Source organism: Croceicoccus hydrothermalis (assembly GCF_022378335.1).
In the GTDB taxonomy this organism is placed as follows: Bacteria; Pseudomonadota; Alphaproteobacteria; order Sphingomonadales; family Sphingomonadaceae; genus Croceicoccus; species Croceicoccus hydrothermalis.
Genome location: NZ_JAIQCI010000002.1, coordinates 1 through 12,990 on the forward strand (window position 1 = coordinate 1; position 12,990 = coordinate 12,990).

The following is a 12,990-nucleotide window of genomic DNA, read 5'->3' on the forward strand; positions in this document are numbered from 1 at the left end:
GAGGCGTGCGCCTTGATCAATCAGGCACCGCCACATCGCCGTCCGAACAACACGAAGCGGTAGCCTCATGAATAGGACGGGCTATGCACCTGTGGGCTTTGACCATTTTGCGCTGGCGGGGCGGGATCCGCTGGCCCGTGCGGCGCTCGCCGGGACGTTGCACCGCAATTTTCAGGGGTTCACCGATGACGATGCGCCGAATCTGATCGGGCTCGGCGCCTCCTCGATCAGTGCGTTTCCCCATCTTCTGGTGCAGAACGAAAAGAATGGCGGACGGTACCGGATGCGGGTCGATGCCGCGGGTCTGGCGCCCGAACGCGGTGTGCGCCGCGACCGGCAGGACCGCGCGCGCGGCGCCATCATCGAAGGATTGCTGTGCCACGGTCGCGCGACACTGCCGCCCGACATACTGGTGCAGTCGGGCGCACAGCTGGCGCCGTTTGTGGAGCGCGGCCTTGTCGAGATGACAGGCTCCAGCCTCATCATCGCGCCCGGCGGGCTGCCCTACGCGCGAACGGTGGCGGCGATCTTCGACCCCTATCGCGCGCAATCGGCCCGGCGGTTCAGTTCCGCCGTCTGAGCACGCATTTTGGCGGCGTCACGGCGCTCTGAAACAATTTGTTACATTGCCCCCAAGGAGCGGCAACAAAGCTTGCCGTATAAGGCACGCTGACTGGGTCCGTTCCGGGCCTTTTCGTGACGTGGCAAGATTTCGCTCCCGCGCCCCATGGGCGCCGGGCGCGCGAAAGGGGTTTCGTGAGTAGCAAGAACGGTCTGTTTTCAACGATAGGGAAGGACCTGCCGGCATCGATCGTGGTGGCGCTGGTCGCGCTTCCTCTTTGCCTCGGTATCGCGCTGGCGTCCGGTGCGCCGCTGTTTTCCGGCCTTATCGCGGGCATTGTCGGCGGCATTGTCGTCGGCATCCTGTCGAAATCGCAATTGTCGGTGAGCGGGCCTGCCGCGGGTCTGACCGTCATCGTCCTGGGCGCGATCGAATCGCTGCCGACATGGGAGGTGTTCCTCCTCGCCGTGGTGCTGTCCGGCGTGATTCAGGCAGGGTTGTTCTTTACCCGGTCGGGCACATTGTCGGAATTCGTGCCCAATTCGGTCATCACCGGCATGCTTGCGGCGATCGGCCTCATCCTGATCCTCAAGCAGATCCCCTATGCCGTTGGTTATGAAGGCGATTTCGAAGGGAGCCTGAGCTTTCTTCAACCGGACGGTCTGAATACGCTGTCGGCGCTGTTCTACTCGGTCTGGGATTTCTTTCTGGTCGGGCCGATGATCATCGCGATCGTTTCGCTGATCTTCCTGTTCTGGTGGGATGCCAACCGGCCGAGCGAAGGGCCGCTGCGCCTGCTTCCCGGGCCGCTTGTCGTGGTGATCTTCGGCGTGGTGGCCAATGCATTGTTCATGGCGGTCATCCCGGCATGGGCGATCGGCGGCGACCATCTGGTGCAGGTGCCGGTGGCCGAAACGCTGACCGGTTTCACACAGCAATTCTCGACCCCGGATTTCAGTGCGATCGGCATGACCGACGTGTGGGTCGTCGCTTTCACCCTTGCCATCGTAGCCAGCCTGGAATCGCTGCTGTGCGTAAAGGCGGTCGACGAAATTGACCCGCAGCGCCGCACGACGGATAAGAATTACGAACTGCTCGCGCAGGGTGGCGGCAATATCGTGTCGGGCTTCATCGGCGGTCTGCCGCTGACCTCGGTCATCGTGCGCAGCTCGGCCAATGTGTCGGCCGGCGCCATGACGAAGATGTCGGCGATCCTGCACGGTTTCTGGCTCCTGCTCAGCGTGCTGCTCATCCCCGCGGTGCTGAACCTCATCCCCCTCGCCGCGCTTGCCGCGATCCTGATACAGGTGGGGTACAAGCTCAACAATCCGGCGCTTTACAAGCTGCGGTGGAAGCAGGGCTGGCATCAGTTCGTGCCGTTCGTGGCGACCGTGGCGGCGATCCTGCTGACCGATCTTCTGACCGGCATCATCATCGGGCTTGCCATCGGTTTCGTGTTCGTGGTGGCGCGCAATTTCCGCACCGCCATCACCAAGACCAACGACGGCGACCTCTATCTCGTCAGCGCACGTCGCAGCCTGTATTTCATTCACAAGTATGAATTGCAGAAATCGCTGTCGGAAATACCGGACAATTCGATCGTAGTCATCAATCTCAACCGGGCGGATTTCGTCGATCCCGACAATATCGAGATCATCAACAGCTTCGTGAAGAATGCCCGGTTCCGCGACATCGACGTCAGCGTGCGCCATGATCTCGACCATCTCGCTAACAGCGGGCTCGACGCGCCGCTCAGGAAGGTAAACTACGCATGAGGACGTTTGAGGAACTGCTCCTGTCGAACAAGGGCTGGGCGCGCGAGATGCAGGAGCGCAAGGCCGATTTCTTTACCGAGCAGACGCGCGGACAGAACCCGGAGATCCTGTGGATCGGCTGTTCCGACAGCCGGGTGAGCCCGGATCAGATCACGCAGACACGGCCCGGCGAATTGTTCATTCACCGCAATATCGCCAATCTCGTGCACGAGGATGACGACAATCTCGCCTCCGTCGTGCAATTCGCGGTGGAAACATTGCGCGTGCGGCATGTGGTGGTGTGCGGTCATTACGGGTGCGGCGGGATCGAGGCCGCGCTCGAGGGGAATACCGACGGGCCGATCGACAAATGGCTGGAAAACGCGCGCCAGGTCGAGCGCGATCATGCCGAGGAGCTCAAGCATCAGACCGACCATCGCAAGCGGGTGAACCGTCTGGTCGAACTGAACGTGCGGGATCAGCTCGTGCGGTTGTCGAAGTTCTCGCCGATCCGCGCGGCACACGAGCGTGGCGACGAACTTTGGCTGCACGGCATGGTCTATGACCTGCGCGATGGGTTGATCTCGGAATTGCTAACCATCGGCCGAAACGATGCAGCCGCGCCGCCAGTCCCGGAAACGGTCCTGGCGTCCTGATCGCAGGGTCCTATTCACGCATGGCAAAGCCCCCGCCGCGAAAAATACGGCGGGGGCTTTTATGTATAAGCGACGCCGCCATTTGTGCGTCCCAACTTGCTAGGGTGCTGTTTACGGGATCTTATCCAGTTGGTGAGAGACTCTTTGCAGATCCGAGCGAAGAAAGCGTCCTTTGAAATATCCATATCATGATCGCGGAAGCAGAACGGTACGGCCTCGCGCGTTGGAAACGCGGGCATGAATCGGCCCGTCGACGCCAGCGTGTTGAAACCGGCGGAGAAGGCGCCCCCATCCGCATGTGAGGGATGCCGCACGGCCAAGCCGCTCCCCATGGCGATCACCATGGCGTTTCAGCCCATCGTCAACATACAAACCGGACGCTTGTTCGCGTACGAGGCGCTCGTGCGCGGCGTGGCGGGAGAGTCGGCCGGCGCAATCCTTTCGCAGATCGATCCCGACATGATCTATCGCTTCGATCAGACCTGCCGGGTCAAGGCGATCGAACTTGCAGGCGGGTTGTTTCCCCGCGACGATGACACGCGCCTTTCGATCAATTTCATGCCAAACGCGGTTTATGAACCGGAGGCCTGCATTCGCGCCTCGCTCGCCGCATCGGCGCGGGTCGGCTTTTCGCCACGGCGTCTGATGTTCGAATTTACCGAGAACGAGCGCATGACCGACACGGCCCATGTTCTCAAGATCATCGCGTCGTACAAGGCGCACGGCTTCACCACCGCGATCGACGATTTCGGCTCGGGCTATTCCGGGCTCAACCTGCTTGCCGAACTTACGCCCGATCTTGTCAAGCTGGACATGGATCTGCTGCGCGGGATCGACTCCTCGTTCGCGCGGCAGCGGATCGTGGCGAATATCGTCAAGCTGTGCAGCGAGCTTGGCATCACATGCATAGCGGAAGGGATCGAGACGGCGGGCGAACTCGGCACCGTCCGCGCGCTCGGTATCGAACTGGTGCAGGGCTATCTCATCGCCGCGCCGCAGACGGAGCGACTGCCGGAAGTGGCGATATAGGCCGAAGCCCACGCCCAAGGCACCGCGATCAGTGGCGCAATGCGTGTTCCGCCTCGACCATGTAATCCCGTGTGAGGGGGAGGGCGCGGCGATCGCGGCAGTATTGAACCTGATAATTGCACATGCCGCCGTTCTCGAAACTGGACGTCGCACCGGCGAGGTAGAACGTCCACATGCGAAAGAAGCGCGCATCGTACATCGCCTCGATCGTCTCCTGATTGGCCATGCACCTGTCGTACCACGCGCGAAGGGTTCGCGCGTAATGGAGGCGCAACATTTCCACGTCGCTGGCGATGAGGCGGAATTTCTCGCTCGCCGCGATGGTTTCGGACAGCGCGGGGATATAACCGCCGGGAAAGATATATTTGCGGGTGAAGGCGTCTGTCGTGCCCGGTCCGCCGATCCGCCCGATCGTGTGGAGCAGCATGACCCCATCGTCCGTCAGCAGATTGGCGCATGTTTCGAAAAACGTTTCGAATTGCGGGCGGCCGACATGTTCGAACATGCCCACCGAAACGATGCGGTCGAACCGCGTATCCCGGCTCGGAAGATCGCGATAATCGACCAATTCGAACGTCACCCTGTCGGCCACGCCTGCATCCGCCGCGCGTTGGCGGGCAAGCTCGATCTGTTCGCGCGAAAGCGTGATGCCATGCACCCGCACTTCGAAATGCCGGGCGAGATAGATCGCCATCCCGCCCCAGCCGCATCCGATGTCGAGCACCGTCTGCCCGCCGCAAAGCCGCAGCTTGGCCGCGATATGCGCAAGTTTCGCCTCCTGCGCCTGTTCCAGCGTGTCGACACCTTCGGGCCAGTAGCCGCATGAATATTGCATGTGTTCAGCATCCAGCATCAGCCGGTAGAGCGCATTGCCGATATCGTAATGATGCGCGACATTGCGCTGCGATCCCATGCGGTTGTTGACGGCTTCGCGCGCGAAGGCGATCTTGTTGCCCAGCCTGCGGAACAGGGCCGGTTGCCCGATCGAGCCGCCCCGATCCCACGGGCGGTTCGAGCGGAGCAGTTCGACAAGCTCCATGATCCCGCCCCGTTCGATGACGAGCCGCCCATCCATGAAGGCTTCCGCCGCGCCCAGCCGGGGGTCGAGCACGATATCGCGCGGCACTTGCGCATCGGTGAAGCGGATCCGCACATCGGGAAACCCATCCTCCTGCCGCCCGTAAAATGCGGGCGATCCGTCGGCGAACGTAACGCCGAGCGTGCCCTTGTTTATAATGCGGCCGAGATAGCGGTGGATCAGTCTGTCGCTCATGCCCCGCGGCATATTTCACCGTGCGCATCATTTCCAGACCCATTTGTGAACAAGTGCTACACGATGGTTCCGCCTCTTTGCGGCAGGATCGCAATGTGCCATATCGGTCCGGGTCCGGGCGGTTCGCATCCCGGCAACAGGCTTTGCGACGGATGCTGGGGAGCGCCGCGTGCGGCTGGTCGGACCGTCGTTCAAATTCGGGATAGCACGGATCATATCATGGGCCACGGGGCGCAATCATCATGGCGGGCATAATGGCGGGACAACGCCTTGGATATCGTGACGCCCTGTCATGGATGTCGCAGATCATCGGACCGGATTCGCGCTATGTCTCGCTCGGCTTGATCTATACGCTCGCGATCAGCCTGCTTTCACTGGCGACGCCGATCTCGGTGCAGATGCTGATCAATTCGGTTGCGCGCACCGCGCTGCCCGCGCCGTTGTGGACGTTGTCGGGCGTGTTGCTGCTGCTGCTGCTGATCGTCGCATTCCTGAGCGCGCTGCGGTTCTATATCATGCATCTGTTCGAACGGCGCTTTTTCGCGCGCGTTGTCGCGCAGATCACGTTGAAGGCGGTGCACGCGCAAAATCCGTTCTTCAATGACGAGAACCGGTACAGCCTGTTCAATCGTTATTTCGACCTGACCATCGTACAAAAGGCCGTGCCGAGCCTTATCATCGGCGCGTTCACCATCATATTGCAGACCGCGGTCGGGCTGGCGGTGACGAGTTTCTACCACCCGTTCTTTCTCGCGTTCAACGCGATCCTGGTGGGGATCTGCGCGCTGATCTGGATCGTGTGGCGGCGCGGGGCGATCACGCAATCGGTGGCCTTGTCCCATGCCAAGCACGACGCCGCGCACTGGCTGGAAAGCGTGGGTGCGTCGAACGGCTTCTACAAATCGAGCCGCCATCTCGGTTTCGCGATGGACCGGTCGGAGCAGGTCACGGCCCATTACGTCGACACGCACAAACGCTATTTCCGGTATATCTTTTCGCAGACGCTCGCGTTCTTCCTCGTCTATGCCTTTGCGAGCGCGGCGCTGCTCGCGTTGGGCGGTTCGCTCATCCTGAGCGGGGAGCTGACCATCGGGCAGCTCGTCGCGGCGGAGCTGATCCTGTCGGGTGTGTTCTACGGCATCTATCAGCTCGGCTGGTATCTCGACACGTTCTACGACCTCATCGCCAGTTCGGAAGAGCTGACCCTTCTGTTCTCCATTCCCCAGGAAGACGCGGAGGCATCGGGGGAGGCGCCGCGCGACGGGGCGATCCGCATGCGCAATGTCGAGGTCGAGGGCGGCCGGTTCGATTTTTCCGTCGGCAGCGGCGAACAGCTCGTCACGGTGATGGAGCCGGGGGTCGATCGCATGCTGGCGCTCCTGCTCAAGCGGCACGCCATGCCGGATCGCGGCATCGTGTCGATCGGGGGCAGCGATCTGGGCGCGTTCGATACCTATCTGCTGCGCTCCGCCGTGATGGTGCTCGACCGGCCGACCATCGTGGAGGTGACGATCCGCCAGTATCTTACCCTCGCCGCGCCGTCGCGTTCGGGCGAGGAGATCGCCCGCGCGCTCGAACAGGTGGGGCTGAGCCCGCGGATCGCGATGCTGTCCGACGGGCTCGATGCGCAGCTCGCGTCCTCGGGCTGGCCGCTATCCATTGCGGAGGTGATGGCGCTCAAGCTTGCCAACGCTCTGCTCAGCCAGCCGCGCGTGCTGGTGCTGTCACAATTGTTCGACATGATGGCGCTCGACCGGCTGCAAGGCGCGCTCGACCAGCTGCGCGCGGCGGGCACGACCATATTGCTCAGCACCGGGCGGCCCGAAGCGCTGGAGCGGGATGGCTATCTCTGGCTCGGCAGGACGGAGCAGAAGCGGTTTTCAAGCCGCGAAGAAATGGTCGCCTTCGTCGAAGGCAAGGCGATCCCCAATGCCTGATCGTCCCGAACACAGCGCGCATTTCACCACGTTGGCCGGCATGCGTCCACCCCGCATCGCACGCGTCGTCGCGCTCCTGATCCTGGGCGGGATCGCGCTGTCGGCGGCGATCCTCTTCCTCGTCCCCTGGGTGCAGACGGCGCAAGGCACGGGCGAGGTCATCGCGCTCGATCCCGATGACCGCGTGCGGGAGGTGACGTCGCTGATCGATGGCAGGGTCACGGAATTTTACGTGCAGGACGGCGAGGAAGTGGCCGAGGGCGATCCGATCGCGCGCGTCGAGGATGTCGACCCGCGGCTGATCGAACGTCTTCAGGCAGAGCGTGAACAGCTTTTGATGGAGATCGACGCGATCGCGCGGCGGCGGCAGGTCGCCACGCTCGACGTGGACCGCAACCGGCAATTGTTCAACGAGGGACTGGGCTCCCGCCGCGATTTCGAACAGGCGCAGATCAAGGTCGCGGAGGCCGATGCGACGCTGGCCGATGCGCGCGCGCGGGTGCAGCGCATCGATACCGAACTCAGCCGCCAATCGGCGCAGATCGTGCGCGCCCCGCGCGATGGCCGGATACAGCAGATCAATGTCGCGGCGGGAAGCGAGCTCGTCTCGCAAGGCACGGTGCTGGCCGTGATCGCGCCGGAGGAGATCGAGCGCGCCGTCGAACTCTACATCAACGGGCGCGACGTGCCGCTCATCCATGACGGCAGCCCGGTCCGGCTCGAATTCGAAGGGTTTCCCGCCATTCAGTTGAGCGGGTGGCCCTCGCTCGCGCAGGGGATCTATGACGGTCAGGTTCGCTCGGTCGATCCCATCGCGCAGCCGAACGGGCTTTTCCGCGTCATCGTGGAACAGGTTCCGGGCAAGAGCGACTGGCCCGGACGCCGTTTCGTGCGCCAGGGCAGCAAGGTGATGGGCTGGGTGCAGGGCGAGGAAGTGTCGGTCGGCTACGAATTGTGGCGGCAGCTCAATGATTTCCCACTCGAGTTCGGGCCGCGCACCGATGCGGGCTATGGCGGCGGGGGCGGCTCGGACGCCGCCGGTGGCGGAGAGGCACCGGCAAAATGATCGGGCGCGGGTGGGACGGTATCGCGCGGCTGGCGCTGTGCGGTGCGCTGACGGTGGTTGCACCGGACGTGGCGGCGCAGGATGCGCCCCCGCTCGCCGTTACGCAGCCTGATGAAATGGGCGAGCTGGGTGAGGGCACCGTCGTTGCGGATCCGTGGGACCGGGACCGGCAGCTGCGCTATCCCCGGCCTTCGCAGGACGGGCTTGATACACAGTCCCTTCCTGCAAGCCCGGCAGAGGCGCGTGGCGGTATTCTCACGCTCGACGATGTGCTTCGGTCGTCGGCCCGCACCGCGCCGCAGATCATCGAAACGCTGGCCGGGATCCGGCAGGCCGAAGGGCGCGCGCTTTCCGCGCAAGGCGCTTTCGACATCGTGTTCGATGCCGAGGGGCGCGGGCGTGCGCTGGGCTATTACGATGGCACCTATCTTACCGGAGGGGCGAAGCGGCCGCTGCTTGACAATGGCGGCTATCTTTATGGCAAGTATCGCGTCGCGCGCGGCGATTTTCCGATTTACGAGGACGAGTATTTCACGAACCAGCTCGGCGAGGTGAAGATCGGCGGCCTGTATTCGCTGCTGCGCGACCGGCTGATCGACGAACGGCGGGCCAAGCTCAGCATCGCGAGCCAGGATATCGACATCGCGCGATTTGAATCGCAGGCGACCGCGATCGGCGTGCAGTTGCGCGCGATGCGGGCGTATCAACAATGGCTGGCCGCCGGTCTGCGCCTCAACGTGTATCGCGACCTGCTCGCGCTGGCCGAAGAGCGGCGCGGCGGCATCAGCCGGCAGATCGAGCTGGGTGCGCGTGCGTCGATCCTGCTGACCGAGAACGACCAGAACCTTGTCCGCCGCCGCGCCCGCGTCATTGATGCGGAGCAGGCATTCGTGTCTGCCGCCAACGATCTTTCGCTGTTCTACCGCGATGCCGACGGCAGGCCCGTGCGCCCCACCGCCGCGCAATTGCCGACAAGCGGTGCCGCGCTGACCGGGCCGGGGACGGCGGTCGAAAGCTTCGCCCTGCGCGACCGGCCGGAAATCCGGACTCTTCTGGCCCGCGTGGATCAGGGGCTGGCGCGGCTGGCGCTGGCGGAGAACGATCTGTTGCCGCGGCTCGACGCATTTGGCGAGGTCGGCAAGGATTTCGGAGCCGAAGGGCTTGGCGGGCCGAGCCGGACGCCGCTTGAGCTGATCGTGGGGTTCCGCTTTTCCATCCCGCTTGAAAACCGGGCGGCGCGCGGCCGCATCCGCACGGCGCAGGGCGAGCTCGACGCGCTCGAATGGCGGCAGCAATATCAGCGCGACCAGATCGTCAACGAGATCGAGAATCTCGCCATCGAGATCGAGACGACCCGCCGCCTTGTCGAGATTACCGAGGAGGAACTCGCGCTCGCGCGAAAGCTTGCCGCCGCCGAACGGCGCCGTTTTCAACTGGGCGCGGCCGATTTCTTCATCGTCAACCAACGCGAGGAACTGGTCGCGGATATCGCCGTGCGTCTGGTCGATACGCAATTGCGCTATGCCCAGGCGAAGGCCGCCTATGCCGCCGCCGTCGTCGACCGCGACGCGCTCGGCCTCGTTCGTGATCCACTGTAAGGTTCAGCCGACAAGCTGTATCACCTGCTGCACCGCGAGAACGAGGAACAATATGGCGGAGCCGGCAAGTGTCACGTTCGCCACCGCGCCATTGCGGGCGGCGGCAGGCAGCCGGTCCGAATTGTTGAGCAGGAGCAGCGTGATCGCCAGGAACGGCATGAAAAGCGCGCCGAACGCGCCATAGGCGATCACCAGCAGGAAGGGCCGATCCGCGAACAGCAGGATCATCGGCGGGAACGTCAGCCAGCCGAGGTAGATACGATAGGCCGGGCTCCCCTCGCGCCCGCCTTCGGCTTCCCCATTGCGCAGCTGATACCACCAGTCGGAGAAGAACAGGCTCATCCCCTGCCATACACCGAGCAGCGAGGACACCGACGTCGCGGCGAAACCGACGAGGAACAGCGTGGCGACGACCGATCCGAACCGCGCTTCGAGCACGTCCGACAGGCCGAGCAATCCGCGGTCGCTATCCTCCAATGCGATGCCGGCGGAATGGAGCAGTTCGGCGCCCACGATCAACATCGCAACGACGAAAATGCCGGTCACGACATAGGCGACCGCATTGTCCACGCGCATCATCGGCAACCATGGCGTGCCGCGCCACCCCTTCGCCTGGGTCCAGTAGCCATAGGCCGCGGTCGTAATCGTGCCGCCAACCCCGCCGATCAGGCCGAGCGTGTAGAACAGTGACCCCTCCGGCAGCGAAAACGCCATCCCGCGCGTAAGGTCCGGCAGGCCGGGGGCGACCAGGATCGCGAGGCCGACCATGATGACGAACATCAAGCCCACGAGGATCTTCATCACCGCTTCGAAGGTGTCGTAGCGGTTGAACCACACGAACACGAAACCGAACAGCCCCGCGATCATCGCCCAGCTGCGCAGCGATAGCGCCGGGAACAGCGCGGTGAGCGGGAGCGCCGTAGCGCTCATCGCCGTGGCGCCGTAAATAAAGCCCCAGATGACGACGTAGATCCCGAAATACCATCCCGTCCACCGGCCGAGCGAGCGCCATCCGGCAAGGATGGTCGAACCGGTGGCGAGGTGATAGCGCGCGGCCCCTTCGGAAAGCGCGATCTTCACGATGCATCCGGCCACCGCCGCCCACAAAAGCGCATAGCCAAACCGCGACCCCGCAATTAACGTGGCTACCAGATCGCCGGCCCCGACGCCGGTTGCCGCGACGACGATCCCGGGGCCAAGATGGCGCCACATCCGCCCGCGCGGCGGGGGAGGCTCCGCCGCGTCCGGCCCGCTCGCGGCGTATCGCCCTGCGCTATCGGCTGTGTCGCTCATCGAATGTCCCTCCTGTTTCGCGATCGTTACAGGGGGCGGGGGGGCAGCGGAAGCCCGCCACCGGAAATGTGCGGGCGGTGCAGCAGAGAATTGCCCGCTCGATCCAGCAGGCGTATCCGCGGCACCGCGTGTCTGTCGCGGCCCATATCCATTATCGCGCGAAAGGCGGAATAGGGTGGGTCGCGGCGCAGCCTGTCGAACCGTCCTTCATCGAAATGTCGCGCGCTTGCGGCAAACGCGTGCTAACCGGGTTCGTGTCATCGTGCTTCGGGCGGTCTGGTATTCGCGCTGTGTACCGGGCACACATCGACGCCCGCGATGATCGAGGAGGCCGCCGTGCCCGCCCATGGGCAGGAGGCCACCGCTTAAACTGCCGCCGTGCTGGCTGTCTGAATGCACAGGAGAATGAACGATATGACGACGACGGAAACGACCACGCGGGACGACACCGCAACACCCCGGATGACCGGGCGCCCCACGTTGAGCCGGTTTCTCATCGATCAGCAACGCCGACCCGATTCGACCTGCCCGGCGGAACTGCGCCTGCTGATCGAGACGATCGCGCGGGCCTGCAAGGTGATCAATCACGCGATTTCCAAAGGCGCACTCGGCGATGTACTCGGCAGCCTGCAGTCGGAAAACGTGCAGGGCGAGGTTCAGAAGAAGCTGGACGTGATCGCCAATGACCTGCTGCTCGACACGAACGAATGGGGCGGGCATCTGGCCGGCATGGCGTCGGAGGAGATGGAGGCGATCCACCCCATCCCGAACCGCTATCCCAAGGGCGAATATCTGTTGCTGTTCGATCCGATCGACGGGTCGAGCAATGTCGATGTCGATCTTTCGGTGGGCACGATCTTCTCGATCCTGCGCGCGCCGGAGGATAGCGCGGGGCGCGATGTGCGCGAGGACGATTTCCTGCAACCCGGCCGGTGTCAGGTGGCGTCGGGCTATGCGATCTACGGTCCGCAGACGCTCATGGTGTTGAGCGTGGGAACAGGCGTGTATGAATTCACGCTCGACAGCGAGATCGGATCGTGGCGGATGACCGACGGACCGATCAGAATCCCCGAAGGCACGCACGAATTCGCGATCAACATGGCGCGGCGCCGGCAATGGTCGCCCACGATCTCGCGCTTTGTCGAAGAGCGTATTCTCGGCACCGAAGGGCCGCTCGGCAAGGATTACAACATGCGCTGGACCGCTTCGATGGTGGCGGACGTTCATCGCATTCTGAAGCGTGGTGGCGTGTTCCTCTACCCGGGCGATCACCGGCGGGAAGGAAAGGCGAAGCTGCGTCTGCTTTACGAAGCGAACCCGATGAGCTTCCTGATCGAGCAGGCCGGCGGCGCGGCGACCGATGGCGCGACGCGTATCCTGGATATAGACCCGGTTGGCCTGCATCAGCGCGTCGGCGTCATCCTCGGCGATGGCGAGGAGGTGGCCGCCGCCGCGGCGCCATAACGGCCGGGGCCATTGGCCCGCGCGCGGCACATCATGGCGATGGGGCATGGTCGGATCGGTCGGGATGATAGAAATTCCCGGCCAAATGCGGCCAGCCCCATGCCAGCACAAACAATCGACAAACGGAGCGCCGCACAATTTGCCGCAGCAGTTCCTGGCAAAGGGTCGGACGCGCGGCAAACTCGTGATGGCCTGCTGCTTTGACCTTTCGTCGTATGATGGTTCTGGATCTGCTCGAACCGAAGGCAAAGCGTCCTACACCTCCCGCGACTGGCACCGACGCATCGGGCGGCGATACTACGGCGAAAATCGAAGCGAGAGCGGATTGGCGATAAGGCGCGGGCGTCATTGCCGGGGC

At 63.6% G+C, this 12,990-nt stretch carries 10 protein-coding genes; 8 read left to right on the forward strand and 2 right to left on the reverse strand.

Annotated features, from left to right (window positions below; all coding sequences use genetic code 11):
* Positions 1–67 precede the first annotated feature (67 nt).
* The 4 genes from K4G67_RS00935 (at position 68) to K4G67_RS00950 (ending at position 4,001) form a co-directional block, all read left to right on the forward strand.
* Positions 68–580: an oxygen-independent coproporphyrinogen III oxidase gene (locus K4G67_RS00935; protein WP_239804548.1), complete on the forward strand. Its 513-nt coding sequence runs from the start codon at positions 68–70 to the stop codon at positions 578–580.
* Between the two features lie 176 nt (positions 581–756).
* Complete coding sequence (locus K4G67_RS00940; protein ID WP_239804549.1) at positions 757–2,337, forward strand: SulP family inorganic anion transporter; 1,581 nt, start codon at positions 757–759, stop codon at positions 2,335–2,337.
* On the forward strand, positions 2,334–2,972 hold the full coding sequence (locus tag K4G67_RS00945; protein WP_239804550.1) for a carbonic anhydrase: 639 nt from the start codon (positions 2,334–2,336) through the stop codon (positions 2,970–2,972). The genes K4G67_RS00940 and K4G67_RS00945 overlap by 4 nt, the downstream gene beginning before the upstream one ends.
* A 237-nt stretch (positions 2,973–3,209) precedes the next feature.
* Positions 3,210–4,001, forward strand: coding sequence for an EAL domain-containing protein (locus tag K4G67_RS00950; RefSeq protein WP_338026379.1), 792 nt, complete (start codon positions 3,210–3,212; stop codon positions 3,999–4,001).
* Between the two features lie 28 nt (positions 4,002–4,029).
* Here K4G67_RS00950 and K4G67_RS00955 read toward each other — a convergent pair whose 3' ends face one another.
* Positions 4,030–5,274, reverse strand: coding sequence for an SAM-dependent methyltransferase (locus tag K4G67_RS00955; RefSeq protein ID WP_239804551.1), 1,245 nt, complete (start codon positions 5,272–5,274; stop codon positions 4,030–4,032).
* Positions 5,275–5,528: 254 nt separating this feature from the next.
* On the opposite strand from K4G67_RS00955, the gene K4G67_RS00960 reads away from it, so the two are divergent.
* From K4G67_RS00960 to K4G67_RS00970, 3 genes are read left to right on the forward strand one after another with little or no spacing between them, the layout of a single operon-like run.
* Positions 5,529–7,211 carry an ATP-binding cassette domain-containing protein gene (locus K4G67_RS00960; protein WP_239804552.1) on the forward strand — a complete coding sequence of 561 codons (1,683 nt, stop codon included), beginning with the start codon at positions 5,529–5,531 and terminating at the stop codon, positions 7,209–7,211.
* Entirely contained in the window at positions 7,204–8,277 is a 1,074-nt protein-coding gene (locus tag K4G67_RS00965) for an efflux RND transporter periplasmic adaptor subunit (protein WP_239804553.1), read from the forward strand. Before K4G67_RS00960 ends, K4G67_RS00965 begins: the two co-directional genes overlap by 8 nt.
* Positions 8,274–9,875 carry a TolC family protein gene (locus K4G67_RS00970; protein ID WP_239804554.1) on the forward strand — a complete coding sequence of 534 codons (1,602 nt, stop codon included), beginning with the start codon at positions 8,274–8,276 and terminating at the stop codon, positions 9,873–9,875. The genes K4G67_RS00965 and K4G67_RS00970 overlap by 4 nt, the downstream gene beginning before the upstream one ends.
* 3 nt (positions 9,876–9,878) lie before the next feature.
* On the opposite strand, the gene K4G67_RS00975 is transcribed toward K4G67_RS00970, so the two are convergent.
* Positions 9,879–11,168, reverse strand: a complete 1,290-nt coding sequence (locus K4G67_RS00975) for an Nramp family divalent metal transporter (protein WP_239804555.1) — start codon at positions 11,166–11,168, stop codon at positions 9,879–9,881.
* Between the two features lie 462 nt (positions 11,169–11,630).
* Here K4G67_RS00975 and K4G67_RS00980 point away from each other — a divergent pair, with 462 nt between their 5' ends.
* Complete coding sequence (locus tag K4G67_RS00980) at positions 11,631–12,632, forward strand: class 1 fructose-bisphosphatase (RefSeq protein WP_239804747.1); 1,002 nt, start codon at positions 11,631–11,633, stop codon at positions 12,630–12,632.
* The last annotated feature ends 358 nt before the right edge of the window (positions 12,633–12,990 follow it).